Raw genomic sequence first — 23,445 nt, 5'->3', positions numbered from 1 at the left:
GAGCAAGAAATGGACACAAAAACACCTTTTCTATCTGTCGTCATTCCCATGTATAATGAAAGCTCGCATTTGGAGCGTTCACTCACGGTAATTGACGGAGTATTGTCTGTTGTTACCTCACGCTATGAACTGATTATCGTGGATGATGGTTCCAAAGACGACACGTGGCTCAAACTGTCCGAATTGTCCCGTCGTATGCCTTCTTTGCTCGCGCTGCGGCTGAGCCGGAACTTTGGCAAGGAGCTGGCACTGTGCGCAGGCTTGGAAAATGCCTCCGGTGATGCGATCATCGTTATGGACGGCGATTTGCAGCATCCTCCTGAGATGATCGGGGAAATGGTGCGTTTATGGCAGAATGAAGGTTATGATCTGGTCGAATGTGTGAAAGAATTTAGGGGAGAAGAGTCGGTGGGCAAAAAGCTCGGTGCTTCATTGTTCTACGCGACCTTGAACCGTTTGACGGGCTTTAACTTGAAGGATGCTTCTGATTACAAGCTTCTGGATCGCCGGGTAGTGGATGCCTGGATGGCAATGCCGGAGCGTATGCCGTTTTTTCGCGGAATGACGGCTTGGCTTGGTTTCCGCAAAACCCAGATTTCGTTTCGAGTGGCCCCGCGGGAGGAAGGTCCAAGCCGCTGGAGTCCGTTCGGGCTGTTTCGGCTGGCAGCCGAAGCGATCGTTTCGTTTTCAACCGTACCGCTGCGGGTAGTCAGTCTGATGGGAATCATTTTTATGCTGATTTCAGTCGTATTGGGGATTCAAACCTTGATGCGCAAATTAACGGGTGATGCTGTGACCGGTTTTACGACTGTCATATTACTGCTCTTGATCATTGGCAGTGTCCTCATGCTGTCCATTGGAGTGGTAGGAGAATATATTGCCGCCATATATCACGAAGTCAAAGCCCGACCCCGTTATCTAATTGCAGACAAACGGGCGAATGCTGACCGATTGTGGGTGGATAGGGAGTTTAATCATGATCAGACGTTCATATCTAAAGTATCCAATCATTAAATACAGTATTGTGGGACTGCTGGGTACAGGCATCCACGTCGGTGTGCTTGTGCTGCTGGTGGAGCTGTTCAAGGTGCCTGCCGTAACAGCTACTACGATAGGATTTGTGGTGACGCTGCTCGTTTCGTACGTGCTGAATCGGAACTGGACGTTCGAGCCCACCGGCGAGGGGAGCCGCACACAATTTCTTAAATATTTGTTGGTCTGCTCCTGTGGTCTGCTCTTGAATGCAGCTCTTATGTACGTAACGATTCACTGGATCGGTTGGTCGTATCTGATCGGCGAAGTGCTGACTACCATCATCGTGCCCATTCATAATTACATCTGGAACCGCTATTGGATTTTCACCGTTCCGCAAAAGCGTCAGAAAGAGGCTTCATGATTTTAAAAAAACACGGAAAAACGTTGTCGTTGTTTGTTTGTATTACCGCTCTTGAACTGGCCGTAGGCATTTATTTTGCCTGGTATCTGGGTTATATGCACACAGATGCCCTCAGTCGGGTGGCTAACGCATTTTATGTGCTGTACAGTCGTGACCCGCATTTGGGAGCTATTGGTTTTGTATGGAATCCGCTGCCCAGTTTGATGGAACTGGTTGTGCTGTTGTTTTATCCATTATTTCCTGTACTTGCTTCCCACGGATTGGCAGCTGTAATTGTGAGCAGCCTGTTCGCAGGCGCAAGCGCAGCATTATTGTACGGAACGGGGAAGCAACTGGGGCTGCATGGTGGAATCAGTCTGCTGATTGCGCTGTTATTTTCACTGAATCCGTTTATGTTTCTATTTGGCTTTAACGGCTTGAGCGATTCGCCATATATCTTTTTTATTCTGTTGACGGTGAGTCGATTCTGCATGTGGCTGAAGGATCGCAAGGCGGCGAATTTGATCGTTTCAGGTTTTGCGCTTGCCTTGGCCTTTTGGGTACGCTATGAAGCAGTCCCGCTCGGCGTTGCCATGGCTTTGGGTGTACTGTTGACTGTTCTTTCTCTACATCGTTGGCGTACAAGCAGAGATATGAACAGGACGGAACTATCCTTCAAAGAACGCCTGTACAAGGTGGAAGCGACTTGGCTGCTGTTATTGTTGCCGCTTGTCTTTTCCGGGCTGCTTTGGCTCTTTTTTAACTGGATTATCATGGATGATCCGCTCTACTTCTTGCGCTCGCAATATTCCAATGCCACACAATCAACCGCTTTGCTGGAAGATCAGCGCTTTGTGACGATGTTTGCGCATCCTCTGCTGCTGCTGAAATTTATCGGACAACGAACCTTGTGGTATGCTGCTCCGCTGATTGCCATTTTGCTCATTCGACTATTGGACAAGCGGCTGTTGAATTGGAGCACGCTAACGCTTCTCGCGATCTTCTTATCGGTACCCGGTCTGCAGCTTTTACTGATGCTCAAGCAGTCTTCCTTCGGCTGGTTCCGGTATTTTATGTATGTATTCCCGATTACGGTGGCCTGGCTGCCGTATGAGCTAAGCTTGCTAAAAGGAAAAATGCGGGGACTCGGAATCTCATTGGTAACAGCCGGGATGCTGGTTACAGTAGGCTTGTTATCCTATGCACTGACGAATCCTTCGATTGCCGCTGATGAACACAGCTATCTGACGCATAGTGGTAATGAAAGCTATGAACGACAAATTATTGAGCGGAAAATCGCACCTTGGCTGGATGAACATTATGGCTCATCTCTCATTCTGACAGATTCTTATACTGCTTACCCGATCATTCTGAGCAGCCAAATTCCGAAGAAATTTATGATTACGAGCGATTATGATTTTGGGAAATCCTTAGCGGATTTGCCTGCCTCCAAGGTAGATTATGTGCTCGTAACGCGTGTGGTGGAAGGAGTTCCACTGGATCAGGTAAATCGAAATTATCCCGACTTATTTGAAAATGGTGCACCGTGGGCCTCGCTGGTACGTGATTTTGACGGACAGTGGCGATTATACAAAATAGAACATAAAAAACCACAATAATTGATATGTGGTGTAATGTAGCGGATGGATTCATGCAGCTGCAGGATGGAAGGGAAGGCTACAGCTGCAATACCGCAACAAGTTTGAGGGGGAACGAGAGGAATGTCCTTTCGCACATGGTCTGCAAGCAGATGGATGGCTATAGGTCTGTTTGTATTTATACTTGCGTTAGAGCTGTCCGCGGGCATCTATTTCAGCTATGTTTTGGGATATATGCATACGGACGCGCTCAGTCGCGTTGCCAACGCATTTTATGTACTGTATAGCCGTGACCCGCATCTGGGTGCAATCGGATTTATTTGGAATCCGCTGCCCAGTCTTCTGGAATTGGTAATTCTAGTGCTGTATCCAGTTTTTCCGGCATTAGCTTCTTATGGATTAGCCGCTGTTATCCTTAGTGCTACCTTTGCCGCTTTGACTGCAATGCTGCTGTATCGGGCTGGTGTCAGAACCGGGCTTAGCTCAGGGATGAGCTTGATGCTGGCTCTGCTGTATGCGCTCAATCCATTTATTTTACTGTTCGGTGCCAATGGGCTGAGTGATTCGCTATACATATATTTTATTATGATGACGGTGATTGAATTTGCGCTGTGGCTTAAGGATCGTATGACGGCCAGTCTAATTGTATCTGGATTAGCGCTAGCCATGGCGTTCTGGACTCGCTATGAGGCGGTACCATTGGGCGTGGCAATGGCGTGTGGCGTGGTCGTAGCGGTGCTGTTTTTACATCGGCATATGGACAGACGTGAACTGCCTTTGCGGGAAAAGCTGCACAAGGTCGAGGCAACCTGGCTCCTTCTCCTGCTCCCCGTGATCTTTTCAGGACTGCTGTGGATTTTCTTTAATTATCTCATTATGGGAAATGCTTTTTATTTCCTCAATTCGGAGTATTCGAACACGGCACAATCAGCAGAATTGCTAAATGATGATAAATTTGTGGAGATATTCTCCAATCCGCTGGTAGCCTTGAAGTTTATTGCTTCCAAAACGATTTGGTATTCTGTGCCGCTGTTTGCTATCCTGTTCATTCGCTTAATGAGCGGGCGCCTGTTCCGGTGGGGAACCCTGATTATTTTACTGCTGTTCCTGTCCGTGCCGGGTTTGCAATTTTTACTCATGATGAAGCAATCTTCGTATGGGTGGTTCCGTTATTTTATGTATGTGTTTCCGATTACGGTCGCTTGGCTACCGTATGAGCTGAGCCAGCTTCAGGGACGATGGCGGAGAGCTGCCTTTGGTCTGGTATCTGTCAGTCTGCTGCTTACCGCTGGATTACTCTCTTATGCGTTGACTCGTCCGGATATTGCGCCGGATGAGAACAGCTTCCTCACCCGAACGGGGAATGTGAACTATGTAAGACAGGTATCAGATCGAAAAATTGCCGTCTGGCTGGATGAGCATCTGCCGAAGTCTACGATTATGACCGATTCGGCCTCAGCCTACACCATGATCGTGTATAGTCAGTATCCCAAACGCTTCCTGATCACAAGTGATTTCTCGTTCAATAAAGCATTAAGCTATCCGCAGGATAGCCATGTGAATTACATCCTTGTACCTAAAATCATGTCAGGCATGCCACTGAGTAAAATCAACATGGTATATCCGAATTTATATGAAAAAGGTGCACCGTGGGTCAAGCTTGAGCGTGAGTTTAATGGAGAGTGGCGCCTGTACAAGGTGCTACCCAAGTCACAAGCTAAAGTATCTCCATCGTCGGGGACAACGGTAGCCCCTTGACGTGACGCGCGGCAGGAATATAAGCAGTTGCTTGCATATCGGACCATAACAAATCCCCGCAATCTCCTCAACAGCTTAGTGTGATGAGGAAGCTGCGGGGATTTTTTTAACCTGTTTAGTGCCCTTGGATCGGTAGCCATGCCAATACATCCTGGATTTTGGCGTCCCAGTATCCCCATTCATGAGTCCCTGGACCCTCTTCGTAGGTTAGTGGGATTCCGGCACAATTGCAGGCTTTACGAAAGGTCTGATTTCCCTCATATAAAAAATCCTCTGTCCCGCAGCATTGGTAAAGCCGGGGGAGGGGTGTGCCCAAGTTGGCATGGCGTTGCAGCAGCTCTAGCAAGTCGTGATCCGTTCCGCGTATTTCATCTGGACCAAAAATATGTCTCCACTCCGCTGGACTCATCGGTTGTACTACAGGATCAATGCGTGCTGCGTGTAAATCCATGACCCCCGAGAGACTGGCAGCGGCTGCAAACCGCTCTGGATGCCGTAGTGCCAGTTTGAAGGCTCCATACCCGCCCATGGAAAGCCCTGCTACAAAATTGTCTTCACGTTTGGCGGACAGGGGGAAAAATGAACGTGCCAAAGTCGGCAATTCTTCACTGATAAAAGTCCAATAAGCCGCTCCTTGCTCCATATCCGTATAAAAACTCCGATGTACCTGAGGCATCACAACAGCTATACCCAGTGAAGCGACATAACGCTCAATGGAGGTTCGACGCAACCAGGTCGAATCGTCGTCCGACAGACCATGCAGTAAATACAGTGTCGGGTGTGGACCGGTTCCTTGCTTGCCCTCCAGTCCAATCTGGGAACGGGTTGCCTGGGGGAGAATAACATGCATGGATGTGCTCAGGCCAAGAACTTCCGAATAAAACTGACATTGAATAAGTGCCATAAGTGATCCTCTTTTCCTAGGAGTGGTGACCTCGTCATTGCGTTCAGCCTACAGTTTATTATGTATTCAGTATAGCGTAGCCTGTCCCAATATACATATCCAACCAATTAGCTGGGCATTAAGTCCTGAGTCTTATTTATCCTACATTAGGTAGGGGGATGGTTATATGGGACGATTTTTTTAATTTGGGGGTTATTTGGGTTTGTTTTCTGGTAAAGTGTTTAAAAAAGAATGATGAAGCCAATCAAAGGAGGAATTAATAATATGGGGAAAAAGTTTAAAAACACAGTTGCGGGTGTATTGAGTACTGGTCTTATTCTAAGCGCATTCAGTGTTGCGGCAGCAGCTCCTCAAACTACAAGTGGCCATTGGGCGGGAGATCAGGTACAACGCTGGGCAGCTACAGGACAATTGGGTGGTGTAACGAAACCGGATGCAGCGATCACTCGCGCAGAATTTATTGTTCTTTTGAACCGCAGCCTGGGCACGTTCACGCAGGATATTCCAGCTGTGACGGACGTAACATATGGGGGCAGTGTGAAAGTAAACGGTAATGGAAGCAGAACATTCGCAGATGTACCAGCATCGCACTGGGCATACAATGAGCTGACAAGTGCCGTGAATGCAGGTTACATAAGCGGCTATGCAGGTAACAAGCTCAAACCGAATGGAAAAGTAACACGTCAGGAAGCTGCGGCCATCGTGGGCAAAGCTATTGGACTGACTGCGGGTAACGCAGCAGATGTCACTAAATTCATCGACTCCGACAAAATTGGATCTTGGGCGAAGAAAAGTGTAGCGGCCGCTGCGGAGCAAAAAATCATTAACGGCTATCCTGACGGCAAATTCCAGCCATTGAAGCCGCTGACTCGTGCAGAAGCGATTGCCATTTTGGATGCGGCATCCGGTTACAACCTGAGCTCCGTTGATAATCTGACAACGACTCCTGGCGGAACCGTAACAGATTCCACATACAGTAACGTTACGGATTCCACTTATGGTAACACGTCTACTACTTCTGGCAGCGAAGCTGAAGATAGCAGCACAAGTACCAGTACCAGTACCAGTACAGACAGCACAACCACAGATACAGATTCTACGACGAGCAGCAGCACCACTACGGATAGCTCGACAACAACTGATACCAGTGCAGATACAGATGCAAATACAGACACAACCACTGACACGGTTGCAAGCACAGATACACTAAAAGTCAATGATGTGTATGACGGAGAAGGTACAATTACAGGGACTGCCAAAGCTGGTTCCACAGTAACTGCTTATTCCAACGACCTGCCCATCGGTAGTGCGGTAGCCAAGGATGATGGTACATTTAGCATCAACGTGCTTACTCAAAAAGCAACGGTTAGGCTGGTGATCAAAGCTGAAGATGCAGGCGGCAACGAAAGTGCGCCTGTAGAAATTACTGTTTTGGGTAAACGCAGCGAATAATGAGTAACCTATAATTTAAATCCCCCTTTAGCTCTGTCTGGACCAATTCAGGCAGCAGTTGAAGGGGGATTTTTTGTTTATTCGCTTATGCCGTCCTCAATGATACGCTTTTGCGGTTCGCGTGTTTGCGGCTCAGACGATGTACTTCCGTCAGGAACAGCAACAATGCGCTGCTGTGCACGGTAAGTATCGCGGCTGATCCGGGTGCGTTCCACGGTTTTGCCATCCACCTTTTTGATTCGGTATGTTTCTACTACATATCCTTCCTTGCCCTGCCGAAGTACTTGATAGAAGCCGGGGGAAAATGAGCCATTGCGGATTCTCTTTTCCGGTATAGGTAAAACACGAACCGTGCGGGATTCCAGCTCATAAGACACACTGGACGGGAAGGTACCAAAAAATTTTACGGTAAGCATTCGGTTTTGGACAGCGGCACGCAGGAGCAAATGCTTGCCCGTATTGTTCTTAAAGCGGAAATTAATAGACCCGGTAGCAAAAGTAGCATCCTGTCCCTTGGGCAGGTAGCTGACCGGCAAGGAGTGGTTGCGGCGCTCAATAATGTCCAAACCGACTCGCAGTGCCGCATTATAGACGGTGCTGGATACCTGGCAAATTCCGCCGCCAATACCGGACTCCAACTGTCCGTTCACGATCACCGGGGCTTCACGAAAGCCGTGAGTGCGCTCAGCCTTGGCTATGATTTGCCCGTAGTCGAATATATCGCCTGGCTTGAGGATCAATCCATCAATAGTGCTGGCGGCCGAGTTGACGTTATACACACGTCCTTCCGAGCTGCTGCCCAGACTGGTGGAAAACTGGACGATTTTACGCTCAATACCTTCGTTCCGCAGGCTATCTACCGTAATAGTCGGTTCCAGTTGGCGGAACGGCAATACCACTCGCACTGGCTCCCCGGATGTGATTAGATCCTTGGGTAGCGCCTTATCCAGAGCTACGTTTAATTTGGGCCAATCCAGGCGGCGGGCGGATCGCTCCGGAATATAGCGGACCTGATCGTCCGCACTGATCTGGCGCACAGCATTTACCGGCATGCCGTAGCGCTGTTCCTCCCAATCGTTCCCCAATTGGGCTTTTAAGACCGTCTCCTGTCGGGAAGGCGTGACTAGCCATTCCTTTTCAAAGGCAAAGCGTGTCTGCACACGAGTCCACAAATGCTCCGAGCCGAGCGCCTTGACGGCATTGCGGAATGCCGTTGCTTTATAAGTAACCCCTGCTTCTCCAAGGGTAAGTTTTATATCCTGCGCACTGCTGTCATTGTCCGTCAGGATCAAAGGGCGTTGCTTCAAGGCATCCAGTTTCTCGTCCAGCAGGCGAAGAGCAGCTGTTTTATCCATAGTTCCCATGTTGACTCCTCCGACCCTTACTCCCTCCGGCAGCGTTTGTCTGTCGGCGTACAGATGAAGCCCTCCCCACAACATGGCCAGCGCCAAAATTCCACACCATAACCAAATGACAGATAAATGAATTTTTTTCATAATGCAGCTGTCTCCTGTCTTGTAAGCTTGGTAACGTATTCGTGTGCCATAATATTCATGTATATGTGCCAAATGCAGAAAACTTTCGGTACTATTTAGGTAACAAATTTGTTACAATGATAAACGGTATGATGAAATACAGAAGTTTATAGAGGAAATGCATGGAATATGTCGAATGGGTATTAGGTTATATGTAATATGATTAAGCAGCGGGAAGTGATCGAGTGATTGAAATGCAGGATGTGTGGAAGACCTATACTAACGGGACCCACGCACTTCAAGGAGTGTCGGTCAGAATTGACCGCAATGAATTCGTATACGTAGTCGGCCCGTCCGGGGCGGGTAAATCGACTTTTATGAAGCTTATTTATAGAGAAGAAGTACCGACCAAGGGGCAAATTTCAGTTAATGGATTTAATATCGGGAAGCTCAAACAGCGTAAAATCCCTTATGTTCGTCGTAACATCGGAGTCATTTTTCAGGATTTCCGTCTTTTGCCGCGTTTGACGGCGTATGAGAATGTAGCGTTTGCCATGGAAGTTATCGAGGCTCCCAAAAAGCTGATCCGCAAACGAGTGCCAGAGGTGCTCGAACTGGTTGGCTTGAAAGAGAAAATGAACCGTGAGCCTGCCCAGCTTTCCGGTGGGGAGCAACAGCGTGTAGCGATTGCACGGGCTATCGTGAACAACCCCTCGGTGATCATTGCCGATGAGCCAACAGGTAATCTGGACCCCGAAACATCGTGGGAGATCATGCAGCTGCTGGACGAAATTAATTTCCGGGGAACGACCATTGTGATGGCAACACACAATAAGGACATCGTGAACTCCATGCGTAAACGCGTTATTGCCATCGAAAATGGCAACATCGTAAGAGATCAGGTAAGAGGGGAGTACGGATATGACTTTTAATACCTTCTTGCGTCATATGCGGGAAGGTTTCAAAAACATATTCCGCAATGGCTGGATGTCCGTAGCATCCATCACCTCAATTATTGTGTCACTGCTTATACTGGGCGTGTTTATCATGCTGGTGCTCAACGTCAACTCCTTGGCTGATCAAGCCGATAGTCAAGTGGAGGTTAACGTATTTCTGGAGCTGAATGTGGATCAGAGCATGCGTGAAACGCTGCAAAAAGAAATCGCGGCAATGCCGGAAATCAGCAAAACCAGCTTTGTGACTAAAGCTCAAGGATTGGAAGAGTTGCGCAAAGATCTGGGAGACAGCGGCAAAGACCTGCTGGAGGGTTTTGACAAGGACAGTAACCCGCTGCCGGACAAAATTGTAGTAGAGGTTATTGAACCGACGACGGTTCCATTTGTGGCCGAGAAGATTGAGAAGCTGAATACGTTGCATCCAGAAAAGCCGATTTTAAAGGTTCGTTATGGAAAAGGCACCGTAGAGACCCTCTTTACGATCACCAAACTGATCCGTAATGTTGGCTTTATATTCGTTGCTGGGTTGGCAATTATGTCCATGTTTTTGATCTCGAATACGATTCGTGTGACGATATTGGCACGACGCAGAGAGATTGGCATTATGAAGCTGGTCGGTGCGACCAACTTTTTTATACGATGGCCGTTTTTTATCGAAGGTGCGCTTATTGGTCTCATTGGTTCTCTTATTACGGTAGGTGTTTTATTTACAGGCTATCAGCGTCTGCTCACAGCTGTTCAGGGAGACATCGCACTGAATATGCTGAAGCTGATGCCGCTTGAAGGCATTTGGATTCAGCTGAGTGCTTTGCTGGTTATTTTGGGGATGCTGGTCGGGATTGTTGGCAGTACCCTGTCCATGCGCAAGTTCTTAAAAGTATAAAGAATCATTTGGTGGACGTCGTAATCGATATCAATTAGAACGGGGAAGTCCGGTGTTATTTTGCGGTAAAGGATGGGGATTGCAAGTTGAAGAAAACAGGACCTGTGTTGGCCGCTACCCTGGTAGCCGCATTGCTGATTCAGCCTTCTGACGGATATGCCAAAAGCGTGAGTGAAATCAATTCGCAGCTGAACCAATTGGAAAAGCAGGCCAAATCTGCCAAGCAACAGCAGGAAAAGGCTGCTCAAGATAAACAGTATGCCCAGCATTATAAAAATAAAACCGTGCAAAACCTGAAAATGGTACTTGAACAGATTAACAGTGTCAGTGATCAACTGACTCGTGTAGCGGTTCAGATTGATCAAACGGAAGATAATCTGCGTGCGACTAAAAAAGATTTGGCCGAAGCAATTGACCGCATCAATTCACGGGAAAAAATGCTGGAAACCCGCGTGCGTCTGATGTATACAGATGGAACCGTCTCCTATATGGACGTGCTTATGTCTTCGACCAGCTTTAGCGACTTTCTCAGCCGGGTAGATTCCTTGAAAACGATCGTGGAGCAGGATCAAATCCTGTTGGACGAGCACAAAAAGGACAAGGCTCTGGTCGTAAGCAAGAAGAAGCAGCTTGACACAGAATATAAAAATGCCAAGAAGCTGTATGCCCTCAAGCAGAACGCCAAAGCAGAACTGAATTCGAAGGAGAAAGAGAAGCAAAGACTGATTGCCAATTATGATCATGATATTGCTGAGTCAGATGAAATCAGTGAAGAGCAAAATGATATGCTGGTAGCCCTCGCTAACAAACGTGTGGGTCTGCTGCAGGAGAAAAACAAGCTCAGAGCGGAGCAGGCTGCTAAAGCAGCACGCGCTAGAGCGGCTGCACGTGCTGCTGAGGCGAAGCGATATGCCTCTTCATCCTCAGGCGGCGGCTCAAATTCCAGCCATGCGGCAGCCAGTACGTATACGGGCGGATCAGGCACGTTGGCTTTGCCTGTATCTCATTACCGACTCTCATCTACTTTTGGCATGCGGGTACATCCGATTACGGGCAAGCTTAAAGGTCACACAGGCATTGATATGGCGGCTCCACAGGGAACCGATATTCATGCAGCAGAAGACGGTGTTGTCATTGTTGCGGAATGGTGGAGTGGCTATGGAAACACGGTTGTGATTGACCACGGAGACGGGCTATGGACCCTGTACGGACATATTCGCAATGGAGGTACGGTGGTTCATACGGGACAAACTGTGAAACGCGGTCAAAAAATTGCGGAAATTGGTTCGACGGGCAATTCAACAGGACCTCACTGTCATTTTGAGGTACGAGAGAATAACAAACCTGTAAATCCGATGAACTATCTATAGTTGAAAAGGCAAGCCCTATTTGTAGCCAATATGGTTGTAGATAGGGCTTTGCTTTCATAGCTTGATACCCGATGAAGAACATGTGCATTGAGACACGGAGTAGGATACAATTAACATATTCCGTACAAGCTAGACGTATACTGCGTGAATGGATATACGTTGTGAGGAAATAGGATTCAAGATAAAGAGAAGGCGGTGGACGATTAGATGTTGAAAAAAAGTACAGCAGTACTCTTGATGGTGATTGGGCTGCTTGGCGGTAGTCTGCTCACTTTTGCTTATACTGGAACGACCACAGTAGGGAATAGCGCTCTGGGCGAAGGACTGCTGGCAAGTGTGACAGGGAGTAGCTCCGCCTCCAGAAGTGATATCCGCAAAATTGAGACAGCGATGGACCTGATTCAGGGACAATATTATCAGGATGTGGATCGTACCAAGCTGGTGGATGGTGCCATCAATGGTATGATGGAGTCGCTAGGCGACCCTTATTCCTCTTATATGGGCAAGGAAACTGCGCAGCAGTTCGAGCAGTCTATTGAAGGCTCTTTTACCGGGATCGGAGCCGAGGTAGCGGCGGAAAACGGGAAAGTAGTCGTAGTAACGCCAATTAAAGGCTCTCCGGCTGAAAAGGCGGGGCTTCGCTCTAAGGATATTATTTTGTCGGTTAACGGTGAAACACTGGATGGATTGGATCTGAACAAGGCTGTTTCCAAAATTCGTGGACCCAAAGGCAGTCAGGCTAAGGTCAAAATTCAGCGCAGCGGCTCTCCTGATCCGCTCGAATACACGATTACCCGTGACAACATTGATATGGAAACCGTCACAGCTCATATGGAAAGCGACGGTGTAGGTGTTATTACCATTACCCAATTCTCCTTAAATACAGCAGAACGTTTCAAAGCAGAACTGGCGAAGCTGGAAAAGCAAGGGCTTAAAGGGCTCGTCATCGACGTGCGTAATAATCCCGGTGGTGTGCTTTCTGTCGTTATTGAGATTGCACAGCAATTTGTTCCTTCTGGCAAAACGATAGTACAAGTGGAAGACAAGAACCAGAAGCGTGAAGAAGAGAAATCCAAAGGTTCAAGCAAAAATTATCCGGTGACTTTGCTGATGAATAAAGGTAGCGCCAGCGCGTCCGAAATTCTGGCAGGTGCTCTCCAGCAATCCGCTGGTGCAGTGTTGATCGGGGAAAATTCCTTTGGTAAAGGAACGGTACAAACCAGCTACGACAAGCAAATGGGTGACGGCAGCCTGCTCAAAATCACGATTGCCAAATGGCTAACGCCAAATGGAACGTGGATTCATAAAAAAGGGATTAAGCCGGATATCGCAGTGGAGCAGCCTGAATACTTCACAGCGGCACCACTAAACAAAGAAAAGTCCCTGAAATACAATATGAATAGCAGCGATGTAAAAAATGCGCAAATCATTCTGCAAGGCTTGGGTTACAATCCGGGGCGTGAAGACGGATATTTTGACAAAACGACAGAAAGCTCTGTGATTGCTTTTCAAAAACAGGCGAAGCTGACGGCTAGCGGTATCATTGATGCGAAGACAGCTTCGGCGATGGAAGCGAAACTGATCGAAAAAATTCGTGATCCGAAAAACGATAATCAACTCAAGCAGGGGATTGAAGAGATTCGGAAGGAAATGAAGACGAGCGCAGCGAAATAATAGTAAGGCTACAACAAGGGGGCTGGAAACAGCCTCCTTTTATATTGGCATTTATTTGCAGTCTGCCGGTTTGTCTTCCCTACGTTGGCAATTTCATATAGAATAAATGGATATGAAATGTACGTGATCCGCTATACAGCGGGCCAGGGGCATAAGGAGTGTGAATGAACTTGGAATGGGCATTACAATGGGGATGGAGCGTTCTGAATGCTTGCTTGTACCTGCTTTTGCAGCCGTTTTACTATATCTCGGTACTCATTGTCGGGCTTGGCTATCGTCGGCAAATGCTACTGGAGCGCAAGCTCTTTCATACCAAAGTGCACAGCTGGGCAGGAGAAACCTGGCGCGTCGTATGGAGTGGTTTGATTGCTGGAATAGTGCTTTCCGCTCTGGGAATGTTCGTCAGCGTGCATCTAAACACAGCTTCCATCGTGTGTCTGTGGGTGACCACATTGCTGCTCATGCTGGTACGTGTCCGTTACCTGTGCCTGGCCTATTCGGTAGGTCTGCTGGGTGTGGCTCAATTTGCCTTGAACGTCGCAGATGGCTGGCAGCCTCAGGGGGCGCTCGGAACATCGGTAGCTGCCATCCGCGGATTGGATATACCGGCATTGCTGGTGCTGGTCGCTGCGCTGCACGTGGCTGAGGCGCTGCTGGTTCGCTGGCAAGGAGGAAAGGCAGCCACTCCGCTATTTGTAGAGGGCAAACGTGGAAGACTGGTTGGAGGCTACCGTATGGAAGACCTATGGCCGATTCCATTGCTGCTGTTGGTTCCCGTTCAGGGAGGCTTCACGCTTCCATGGACACCTTTATTCGGCGGCGATGCCGGGGCGGGATATATGCTGGCAGCCTTGCCAATCCTGATGGGCTTCAGCAGTGTAACGCTGGGCCACCTACCACGTCAAAAGGCGGTGCTCACGTCGAACCGTCTGCTCCTGTACAGCGTGGCTTTGCTTCTGCTAAGCCTGCTGGCGGCCTGGTGGAGCCCGCTGATGTTGCCTGCAGCGTTATTCTCCTTCCTCGCCCACGAAGCGCTGATCTGGTATGGCAATATGGAGGAAAGCCGTCTCAGTCCGATGTTTGTTCATCCGGAGCAGGGAATGCGCGTTCTTGCTGTGCTGCCGGACAGCCCGGCGACGGCCATGGGCATTCTTACGGGCGAGGCCATTTACCGTGTGAATGGCGTGGTTGTGAATAGCCGTGCCGAGCTGCACCAGGCCTTACGGATTAATTCTGCCTTTTGCAAACTGGAGGTACGCAACCTTCAAGGTGAGATCAAGTTTGTACAGCGTGGCATGTACGATGGCGATCATCACCAGCTAGGGGTCGTGCTTGCACCAGATGAAGACGCGAGCTGGGCCGTGTCCATACAGCCAGCCTCGATCTACCGGATTGTTGCCATGCACATAGGTGCACGGCGACGTAAAGCTGGACAGTCATCGAAGGCGGAGGGGGCAAGTTTGGACACCGTGAAAAAATAGATGTATCATAAGAGGGCAGTCTTTATTTGATTAGTGTCGAATAAGGCTCTGCGCTCTTTTTTATATTCAGGTAGTCGCCTGCTTGAAATGACTATTCTGATCGATATACAATGAATAAGTAATTGGATGTATTGATGAACCGTATGCCTATCAAGTGTGTGAAGCAGGGAGAGGAAAAGATGAATGCGATTCACTTTATTCGAGAGTACATTAGGCATCCACGCAGCGTAGGCGCTGTCATACCCAGTTCAAGACAGCTGGCCAAGCAAATCACCACACCGATTTCCTTTGACGAAGCATCGTGTATTATTGAATACGGCGCAGGTACCGGTGTGTTTACGCAAGAGTTGATCTCAAACAAGCGTCCGGAAACACTACTTCTAGTGATTGAAACCAATGAATCGTTTTACAAAACACTACAAAGCAAATATGGACACTTGGAACGGGTGCACGTTATTCACGGATCTGCTGAGCATGTAGCGCAGTATATGCGCCAGTATGAAGTCCCTAAGGTGGATTATGTCGTGTCAGGACTTCCTTTTACCAGCCTACCAGCCGCGTTATCCAGCCTTATTTTGGGACAAACAGCCGAGGTTTTGGGTCAGGAGGGCAAATTTATTACGTTCCAGTACAGCAAGGTGAAACACAATTTTTTTCGCACTTTTTTTGCTGACATCCAGATTAAAAAGGTACACTGCAACGTCCCGCCCGCTTATGTATTCACTTGCAGCCTGTGATCTGTCAGCTATGTAGAGGATTAGAATAGAAACGAATATAGGATCTTTGGTAAGACCCGGTTAGCGTCATTAAGATGTTGAACAGGTCTTTTTTGTTGTGTAATTTGGAAGTAAATTGTAACGGATCGCCCTGCCAGTTGATCTAATAGATAGGCAACTTGAAAGGAGGTCTCCTTTGGATATCGAGAATGAAGTCAAGAAGGCACAACATGGAGATAGACGGGCTTTTGTGAATATCATTAGAGAAGTTGAAAACGATTTATACGGAATGGCGTACTCTATCCTGAGAAATGAACAAGATAGTGCAGATGCGCTACAAGAAGCCATACTCAAGGCATATAAGTCTTTAGGTACACTGCGGGACGAGAGTCTCTTTAAAACCTGGATGTATCGGATCATCATTAATGAATCCAAAAAAATTGCTAAAAAGCGTTCCCGCTCCGTTGCTGTATCTGAGTTTTCATACCAAGTGGGTATTTCCGGCGAGTATGAAAATATTGAACTGCATGAAGCAGTGGATCAATTGGAAGAGCCGATGCGGCTCGTTATCATTTTGAGATATTTTTATGATCTGAATATTAAGGAGATTTCGAAAACGCTGGGCATTACAGAGAGTCTGGTCAAAACACGGTTGTATCGCGCACGGAAATCTCTGCTTCGCATGCTATCAAATTCGGGAGAAAGGGGAACGCCGATCCATGGGAGATATTGAACTTGATAGTGAGTGGGTAACAGCTAAAGCAAAAGTTCGCAATGAGCATGTCATTACACCGTATGTACGGCAACGGCTGGAGGCTGTATATAGCCAGATTGAGACAGGTTTTATCTATCAAAATGTGGGCCAAGCAGACTCAACCTCACGCCATCGTAGATTTATAGGAACTTTGCTCACAACAACTATGGTGTTGAGCAGTGGAATCGTAGCCTCGGCATTCGTTTCTCCTAACATGGCAAAAATGTTGTGGCAAGTACCCATGGTCAACAATGTTTTGCAGTTAGCAGCTAATCAAGGATTATCAACAGCAGGTGGTAATGCATTTATGCGAGCAGGTGACCCGGGGCTTCAGGAGGTCGAGAAAGCAGGTCTTGTGACAAAGACAACGGTCAGCAGCACTCATAACGGAACCCGACTCCGCATATCTCAGGTTGCTTATGACGGTATCCGTCTGGCTCTAACGCTGGAAAGTAACGGGGAGGCCTTGGGCACAGCGCTGCAAGACCGAATTGAGGATATCACATTATGGTACAATGGCAAACCGTTTCAATTTGATGGTCCTTCACTGATTACTAATTCTGGAGGCACACCTGGTTCCGTCATCATTCATTATAGTGATTTAGAGAAAATGTACTCTTCAGGAAAGGAGTTTCCTGACCAATTTAAACTAAAGGCAGACATACAAATCCAAGGAATAAAAGAATCTTTTAAGTTTGAATTACCTGTGCAAAAAATTCCCTCAAAGAGCAGGGTGCTCACTCCCCGGGTTGAAAAATCAAATGATTTTACCCATTTGGTTGTAGAAAAACTAGAAATGACGCCCATGACTACCATGATCGTGACCAAAACGCATTACATAAGCCCGGGGCCGACAACGCTTGGGCGTGAGACATACGGGTACGGGCTCGCTATGAACAAAGTGGACTACGCCATCTTGGATGATGAGGGACATGAACAGCAATGGGTTACTGGAGGATCAGGACGTCCTGGTACTAAAACAAGGCCTGGAGTTTACAAGATATTCGTAGCTCCCTTTAAAAAGACACCGAAATTTATTACCATTAAACCCTATTTCAACGTAACTGGACCAGAAGGCAAACCTGTATATGATGAAGATGGGAATTCGAAAAGAACTTACCTGCCTGAACTGGAAATGAAAATCCCTATCGGAGAAAATAAGCCCAAATAAGGTCAGATATTGAGGAAATAAGTGAACTATTCGGATGAAATAGATCTGGAGAGTTTTCTTGTGCAAATAAGGGGATATGTTAAAAAGCAAAATTCATTTAAGGAATCATATTTTAGAATGGGGGTTAACCTATATATTACATATGCTGGAACCTGTTAGATTTTGTGTGATTCATAATAAATCTGAGTTTTTGTTAAAGGGGATTTATGTATGGTAAAACCGCTGATGTTCATGCGTTGGTGTGAGTATTACGGGTTAAGTGACCGAGAGACGGATTTTATATCTTTTTTTATGATGAATTTCTCGGCTGCCCGATCAGGCAATCATCCGAAGCTGAGGGAACAATTCGTCGAGATTCAAAAAAAAGCCTTTCCTGAATACCCGTTTGACATTACCCCGGAGGAACTGGATTACTCCAAATTTGAAGGACTGATGAAACGAGTGTTGAACATTCATTTTGACACGGCGGAGCTGCTGTACTCTTTCTATCTTCAAAAGCTGTGCGCCCCCTTGGCAGAATACATTTTATCCACTGGAGAATCAGAACCTGCACGTATCTATTATGAGCTGATTCAAAAGGACAAAGTACGGTAGGGGAAATCGACATGGATCAGCAAGAGCTGTTTAATAGATTGAAGAAGAATGATGAAAAGATTGAAAAACTGTTGCGTCTGAAGATTCCCGTTTTATAAAAGGGGTCGTGACCTCGCCGGTGGCGACTGGACAGCGTATTAATTTTCCATGAGGAATGGTTTAGTAGACTCCGTGTTTACTCAACCATTCTTTTCTTATTTTGAGATGATAAAAGCTACATAAAGCAATATGACTTTTAAGTATTCGTAAAAGCATTGGAAGGCAATGAAGGTTCCATTTCTACCCAGTATATTCCTTTCTATGAATAGATAACCTATCGAAGTTTGTCCAGTTTCAATGAAAGGCGGTGACATAGCTAGAACAACTTTGCGGCAAAATTCATGTTCTACTATATGGTTATATGGTAATCTATGTATATGGACCTTCCGTCCAACAAATGGTTCGATATGCAGGTTTGGTCGGTAGAACGTATAGCAGAGCTGTACTATTACACATTTGTCAACAAGAAGCCGGTAACGGTACTACCTTGATGCAAACGGCAAACCCATCATGTGCAATGTGAATACGACTGTTGCAATACTTGAAGATCCAGGCCAATTTTGGATTTCGGACGGAGAGGAGAGTGTAGTCAACCGGATAATTGGAGCTTCGACTGGCGAAATTCAAGCGTGTATCAACAAAAACGAGTGGACGAACTACAATGTGGCAGATGAATACTCCTAAGATCCTACAAAAAATTAATTTGCAGATTAGAGTAAGGTGACGCTGTACCAGAACGATCAACCCGTTTGGGGTCAGGAGCTTTAAAGCCTGACGGAGCGGCACTCGTATGGGTGCCGCTCTTTTCAAATTTAAAGGAGGAAAGCGGCATGAAGGCGAAAAATAGTAGTGGTATTTTGTCCAAACGTTCCAAATGGATGCCTGTCGTCATGGCATGCACGATTATAGTAGGGGGGACTCTACCGGCTACAACTGTAGTTCACGGTCAAACGGCAAAGACCGTTACCATTAAAGTCGATACATCCAAGGATCGTAAGCCTATTAGCCCTTATATATACGGTACGAATGAGGATTTGGCAGGCGATGAAAATCTGGCTGCCAGACGACTTGGTGGCAATCGAATGACCGGATACAACTGGGAAAACAATATGTCCAATGCAGGAAGCGATTGGCAGCAATCCAGCGGTGACTATTTATGCAACAAAGGCGGTCTGACAAAAGCCGAATGTGAAAAGCCGGGAGCGGTGACGACTTCGTTTCATGATCAATCGCTGAAGCTTGGCACTTATTCTTTAGTTACGCTGCCGATGGCCGGTTATGTGGCCAAGGATGGAAACGGAAGTGTGCAGGAAAGCGAAAAGGCTCCTTCCGCTCGTTGGAATCAGGTCGTAAACGCCAAAAATGCGCCGTTTCAACTGCAGCCTGATCTGAATGACAATCAGGTTTATGCAGATGAATTCGTCAACTTTTTAGTGAAAAAGTACGGCGCTGCTTCAACAAAGACGGGTGTGAAAGGATATGCGCTCGACAATGAACCAGCTCTCTGGTCGAATACGCATCCGCGTATTCATGGTGAAAAAGTCGGAGCGAAAGAGTTGGTAGATCGGTCGGTAAGTTTATCCAAGGCAGTCAAAGCGGTTGACGCGAGCGCGGAAATTTTTGGGCCAGTTCTTTACGGTTTTGGCGCCTATAAAGATCTTCAAACTGCACCTGATTGGAAGTCTGTAAAAGGCAACTACAGTTGGTTCGTGGACTATTACCTGGATCAAATGCGCCTCAGTTCGCAAGCCGAAGGCAAGAGATTGCTGGATGTTTTCGATGTGCACTGGTATCCTGAAGCGATGGGCGGAGGAATACGAATTACGAATGAGGTAGGCAATGACGAAACGAAGAAAGCCAGAATGCAGGCGCCTCGTACTTTGTGGGATCCGACCTACAAGGAAGATAGCTGGATCGCTCAATGGAACAGCGAATTCTTGCCTTTACTGCCTCGATTGAAACAGTCGGTGGACAAGTATTACCCGGGAACCAAGCTGGCTTTGACCGAGTATAGCTACGGGGGCGAAAATGATATTTCCGGCGGTATAGCTATGACCGATGTGCTGGGCATCTTGGGCAAAAACGATGTTTATATGGCAAACTACTGGAAGTTAAAGGATGATGCCAACAACTACGTTAGTGCCGCTTACAAGCTTTACCGCAATTATGACGGAAAAAGCTCTACCTTCGGCGATATCAGCGTTAATGCACAAACATCAGATATTGTTAATAGCTCGGTGCATGCTTCCGTAACGGATGCATCCTACAAAGAACTGCACCTCGTTGTCATGAATAAAAGCATGGACAGCGCATTCGACGCCCAATTTAATCTTTCCGGCGAGACGACTTACGGTTCCGGTAAAGTATGGGGCTTTGACAAAAATAGCTCGGAAATTAAGGAAGCAGCGCCAATTACGCAAATTTCAGGCAACCGCTTTACCTATACAGTACCGCCTTTGACGGCTTATCACATCGTGTTGACTGCCGGCAATGATACACCTGTGGAAAATCCTAAAAGCTTCACGCTAAACGCAGCGGGCGAAACGGCGAAAGTAAAACTGAGCTGGACAGCATCGGCGAATGCGGTAAGCTATGAAGTGAAGCGTTCGACGGCTGAAAACGGCGCGTTCGCCACAGTAGCGAGCGATGTATACGGAAGCAGCTACACCGACACAGCCGTAACGGCAGACACGACGTACTACTACCAAGTCGTAGCGAAGAGCGATGCAGGACAAACGGTGTCGAACACGGCTAGCGCAGCGCCGAAAGCGGATGCTCAGCAGCCGCCAAAGGGACTGGTGCTCCAGTATCGCGCAGCGGATACCAGTGTGAACGACAATCAATTTAAGCCGTATTTCCAAATTTTAAACAAAGGTACAACCTCCGTACCGATCAACGAGTTGAAAATTCGCTACTACTACACGATCGACGGCGACCGCGCGCAGACATTCAACTGCGACTATGCGACGCTGAGCAGCTCGAAGGTGAACGGCAAGCTGGTTAAAATGGATAAAGCTGTAACAGGGGCTGATTATTATTTGGAAGTCAGCTTCAACTCGAATGCAGGCGTGTTAGCACCTGAAGGAAGCACGGGCCAAATTCAAACCCGTATGAATAAAACAGACTGGTCGGACTATAACGAAAGTGACGATTACTCGTATAAAGGCACGCAAACTTCATTTGCTGATCATACGAAAGCTACGTTGTATCATAATGGCGTACTTGTTTGGGGAGCCGAACCGACAGCTAATTAAGACAAGCGTCCGTTATACGGCAACATGTGAATCAATCGATGATTTGCGCCGATGGGGAGAGCCAGCACTGCGGGGTTCACTAGCTGATCAAACGGCTATGAATGGCACACTCAAGTTTGGATTACGGGAGATACTGCCATTTTTAAATTAAATAAGTACCATCGCTGAAATGAGCAGGGGGATTTAGTATCCCACCTGTTCATTTTTTTTGTACACCCCCTCCAGTTCGACTGGGGGGTTCAGGAAAGCTTATAGCTATGAGTAGTCATCCTTTGAACTCAGGTGATAAGATGAGAGTCGGTCTGCCAACCGCTCAAACTTACCAGAGAGGACAAAGGATGGACAAGAGCAGTTTGGCACATACGAAGTGGAACCATTAATTATCATAGCTATTTGCTCGGAAGTATAGAAGACAAGTAATCTACGGGAAATTGAAACTAGAGATAGGAAAAAAACAGGGAACGATGCGAGCGAAAAGGAGTAAATGTTAGAAGATACGGAAAATATAATTCTTCAAGTTAAAGAGGGGGATTGGAATGAAACATACACCAACGATCCGCTCGAAGATAGAGACAGAATTGAAGCAAAGGGGCTATACATTTAGCAGCTTCAGTAAAATATCTGGAATTAACCGTGGTACATTCAGTACCATGCTGAATAGTAACCCACCTAAGCCGATCTCGGTTCGGCAGATGGACTTGATTACCCAAGCACTGGGATATCCTGATGACTGGCTGTATGAGTTGTACATAGATGAATGCTTTTACGAAGGAAAAGGGCACTGGAAACGGATTAAGCCCTTTTTATTGCGTTGTGTGGAGTTGGAGAGGCAAGACTGTATTCAAAAAGTATTGTGGAGACTGTCAGAGGACTTGTCCTATGTACCGACGATATTTGAGCTTGGAGAAGAGTTACATTCCGAAGGCAGAGAAAAGGAAGCTATCCCTTTTTATGAATGTGTAATCGAAAATGAAAAATATCGTCATTCGGAGCGGTTGGCCATAAGCCAATACAAAAGGTTTAAAGCTTATACAATGTCTGACTTGGAAAAGAGTCTTGAGTTAGTATTGGAATTTACTCCTTATCGTAATTTGCTTCCTGAGCATTATCAGTTGGAGGCGATTTATAAGGTGACAAATATATATTTTCACTTACACAAATGGGATGAGGTAGAGAAGTACGGTTACGAATTAAAGAAATTGGCTAATGTAATCTATATGGATCAGCAAATAAGGAAGGAAAAAAGAAGAGCATATAATTGGTCACGTGCAGAAAGGCACTTGGTATTTTACTACGGTTACGGATTCCTTTCTGTCTCAACAGCTTTGCAAAAGAAAGAATTTATTAAGGAGGCAAGGGCAGAGCTTGAGGGCTATGCAGATTTAAGCTGGTTTAAAGGGCTTGATTTAGAAGGTGAAGCAGATGTAGAGCAATTCCGTTTGTGGGCTAAAGCCAACTCTTATACTTTAGATTTACTATTAGGTAATAGGGATATCCTTCCTGAGTATTTAACTTTCCTCGAAAATCACCCTGAAGAGATAAGCTCTGGGCTTATAACCATACTAGAAGCTGCCAATAAGCATAATTTTGATGTAGACTCTATTATTGATAAATATTCTGAACAAATAAAGAGATTACAGGAATCTGATGATGTTAAACAATTGACCTATTATTATTGTTACATGTACCAGCTTGCCATTTACCATTACAGACGTGGGAGAATATTAAAAGGACAAGAGGATACCCTTAATTATCTGTCATTATCTGAGCAAAGAAATTGGTTTAAGCCACCAGTTTCTATTGAGGTTCTTCAAGATCATATGCAATAAGATTAGACCAATCTTGCAGGATCGGTCTTTTTATTGATTTTTTTGTAAAAAAAAGAAATTATATGTTTATTTTAAATGTTTTTGTAACACATCAAGAAATATAATGGAATTAATTAGAAGAAAGGAGGTGGGGAAATGAAAAGGTTAATATCTTGTTGATGT

The 23,445-nt window shown here is 46.6% G+C and carries 20 protein-coding genes; 18 read left to right on the top strand and 2 right to left on the bottom strand.

Annotated elements, in window-relative coordinates; translation table 11 throughout:
* Nucleotides 1–9: 9 nt before the first annotated feature.
* The 4 genes from LCF57_RS09685 to LCF57_RS09670 all read left to right on the top strand — a co-directional run bounded on the left by LCF57_RS09685 (nucleotide 10) and on the right by LCF57_RS09670 (nucleotide 4,731).
* Complete coding sequence (locus LCF57_RS09685) at nucleotides 10–1,014, top strand: glycosyltransferase family 2 protein (RefSeq protein WP_226000498.1); 1,005 nt, start codon at nucleotides 10–12, stop codon at nucleotides 1,012–1,014.
* Nucleotides 977–1,396, top strand: a complete 420-nt coding sequence (locus LCF57_RS09680) for a GtrA family protein (protein ID WP_226000497.1) — start codon at nucleotides 977–979, stop codon at nucleotides 1,394–1,396. Before LCF57_RS09685 ends, LCF57_RS09680 begins: the two co-directional genes overlap by 38 nt.
* Nucleotides 1,393–2,994 (top strand): glycosyltransferase family 39 protein, encoded by a 1,602-nt coding sequence (locus LCF57_RS09675; protein WP_226000496.1) that lies wholly within the window; start codon nucleotides 1,393–1,395, stop codon nucleotides 2,992–2,994. The genes LCF57_RS09680 and LCF57_RS09675 overlap by 4 nt, the downstream gene beginning before the upstream one ends.
* A 102-nt stretch (nucleotides 2,995–3,096) precedes the next feature.
* Nucleotides 3,097–4,731 (top strand): glycosyltransferase family 39 protein, encoded by a 1,635-nt coding sequence (locus LCF57_RS09670; protein ID WP_226000495.1) that lies wholly within the window; start codon nucleotides 3,097–3,099, stop codon nucleotides 4,729–4,731.
* 115 nt (nucleotides 4,732–4,846) lie between these two features.
* On the opposite strand, the gene LCF57_RS09665 is transcribed toward LCF57_RS09670, so the two are convergent.
* Nucleotides 4,847–5,635, bottom strand: a complete 789-nt coding sequence (locus LCF57_RS09665) for an alpha/beta hydrolase (protein WP_226000494.1) — start codon at nucleotides 5,633–5,635, stop codon at nucleotides 4,847–4,849.
* A gap of 264 nt (nucleotides 5,636–5,899) precedes the next feature.
* Between LCF57_RS09665 and LCF57_RS09660 the strand changes: the two genes are divergently transcribed.
* The gene (locus LCF57_RS09660; RefSeq protein ID WP_226000493.1) at nucleotides 5,900–7,087 is read left to right on the top strand and encodes an S-layer homology domain-containing protein; all 1,188 of its coding nucleotides are present in this window, start codon (nucleotides 5,900–5,902) and stop codon (nucleotides 7,085–7,087) included.
* Nucleotides 7,088–7,164: 77 nt separating this feature from the next.
* Here LCF57_RS09660 and LCF57_RS09655 read toward each other — a convergent pair whose 3' ends face one another.
* Complete coding sequence (locus LCF57_RS09655; protein ID WP_226000492.1) at nucleotides 7,165–8,583, bottom strand: VanW family protein; 1,419 nt, start codon at nucleotides 8,581–8,583, stop codon at nucleotides 7,165–7,167.
* 224 nt (nucleotides 8,584–8,807) lie between these two features.
* Here LCF57_RS09655 and ftsE point away from each other — a divergent pair, with 224 nt between their 5' ends.
* From ftsE to LCF57_RS09590, 13 genes are all read left to right on the top strand, one after another.
* On the top strand, nucleotides 8,808–9,494 hold the full coding sequence (gene ftsE, locus LCF57_RS09650) for a cell division ATP-binding protein FtsE (RefSeq protein WP_007432660.1): 687 nt from the start codon (nucleotides 8,808–8,810) through the stop codon (nucleotides 9,492–9,494).
* The gene (gene ftsX, locus LCF57_RS09645) at nucleotides 9,484–10,401 is read left to right on the top strand and encodes a permease-like cell division protein FtsX (protein ID WP_226000491.1); all 918 of its coding nucleotides are present in this window, start codon (nucleotides 9,484–9,486) and stop codon (nucleotides 10,399–10,401) included. Before ftsE ends, ftsX begins: the two co-directional genes overlap by 11 nt.
* Before the next feature lie 86 nt (nucleotides 10,402–10,487).
* Nucleotides 10,488–11,771 carry a murein hydrolase activator EnvC family protein gene (locus LCF57_RS09640; RefSeq protein ID WP_226000490.1) on the top strand — a complete coding sequence of 428 codons (1,284 nt, stop codon included), beginning with the start codon at nucleotides 10,488–10,490 and terminating at the stop codon, nucleotides 11,769–11,771.
* 207 nt (nucleotides 11,772–11,978) lie between these two features.
* Nucleotides 11,979–13,445 (top strand): S41 family peptidase, encoded by a 1,467-nt coding sequence (locus LCF57_RS09635; protein WP_226000489.1) that lies wholly within the window; start codon nucleotides 11,979–11,981, stop codon nucleotides 13,443–13,445.
* Between the two features lie 164 nt (nucleotides 13,446–13,609).
* Nucleotides 13,610–14,926, top strand: a complete 1,317-nt coding sequence (locus LCF57_RS09630) for a serine protease (RefSeq protein ID WP_226000488.1) — start codon at nucleotides 13,610–13,612, stop codon at nucleotides 14,924–14,926.
* Nucleotides 14,927–15,105: 179 nt separating this feature from the next.
* Nucleotides 15,106–15,663: a class I SAM-dependent methyltransferase gene (locus LCF57_RS09625; RefSeq protein WP_226000523.1), complete on the top strand. Its 558-nt coding sequence runs from the start codon at nucleotides 15,106–15,108 to the stop codon at nucleotides 15,661–15,663.
* A gap of 175 nt (nucleotides 15,664–15,838) precedes the next feature.
* A complete protein-coding gene (locus LCF57_RS09620; RefSeq protein WP_226000487.1) occupies nucleotides 15,839–16,375 on the top strand; it encodes an RNA polymerase sigma factor in 537 nt (178 codons plus the stop codon).
* Nucleotides 16,362–17,567, top strand: coding sequence for a DUF4179 domain-containing protein (locus tag LCF57_RS09615; RefSeq protein WP_226000486.1), 1,206 nt, complete (start codon nucleotides 16,362–16,364; stop codon nucleotides 17,565–17,567). Before LCF57_RS09620 ends, LCF57_RS09615 begins: the two co-directional genes overlap by 14 nt.
* A 210-nt stretch (nucleotides 17,568–17,777) precedes the next feature.
* The gene (locus tag LCF57_RS09610; protein ID WP_226000485.1) at nucleotides 17,778–18,161 is read left to right on the top strand and encodes a hypothetical protein; all 384 of its coding nucleotides are present in this window, start codon (nucleotides 17,778–17,780) and stop codon (nucleotides 18,159–18,161) included.
* 410 nt (nucleotides 18,162–18,571) lie between these two features.
* A complete protein-coding gene (locus LCF57_RS28145; RefSeq protein WP_155983919.1) occupies nucleotides 18,572–18,691 on the top strand; it encodes a glycoside hydrolase family 48 protein in 120 nt (39 codons plus the stop codon).
* Nucleotides 18,692–18,719: 28 nt separating this feature from the next.
* Entirely contained in the window at nucleotides 18,720–18,884 is a 165-nt protein-coding gene (locus LCF57_RS09600; RefSeq protein WP_226000484.1) for a hypothetical protein, read from the top strand.
* Nucleotides 18,885–19,030: 146 nt separating this feature from the next.
* Nucleotides 19,031–21,454 carry a glycoside hydrolase family 44 protein gene (locus tag LCF57_RS09595; RefSeq protein WP_226000483.1) on the top strand — a complete coding sequence of 808 codons (2,424 nt, stop codon included), beginning with the start codon at nucleotides 19,031–19,033 and terminating at the stop codon, nucleotides 21,452–21,454.
* Nucleotides 21,455–21,990: 536 nt separating this feature from the next.
* Complete coding sequence (locus tag LCF57_RS09590) at nucleotides 21,991–23,283, top strand: helix-turn-helix domain-containing protein (RefSeq protein WP_226000482.1); 1,293 nt, start codon at nucleotides 21,991–21,993, stop codon at nucleotides 23,281–23,283.
* Nucleotides 23,284–23,445: the final 162 nt, after the last annotated feature.

The sequence above is a fragment of the Paenibacillus sp. BJ-4 genome, assembly GCF_020404765.1.
Lineage (GTDB): Bacteria > Bacillota > Bacilli > Paenibacillales > Paenibacillaceae > Paenibacillus.
This window is presented reverse-complemented; position numbering and strand designations above follow the sequence as displayed.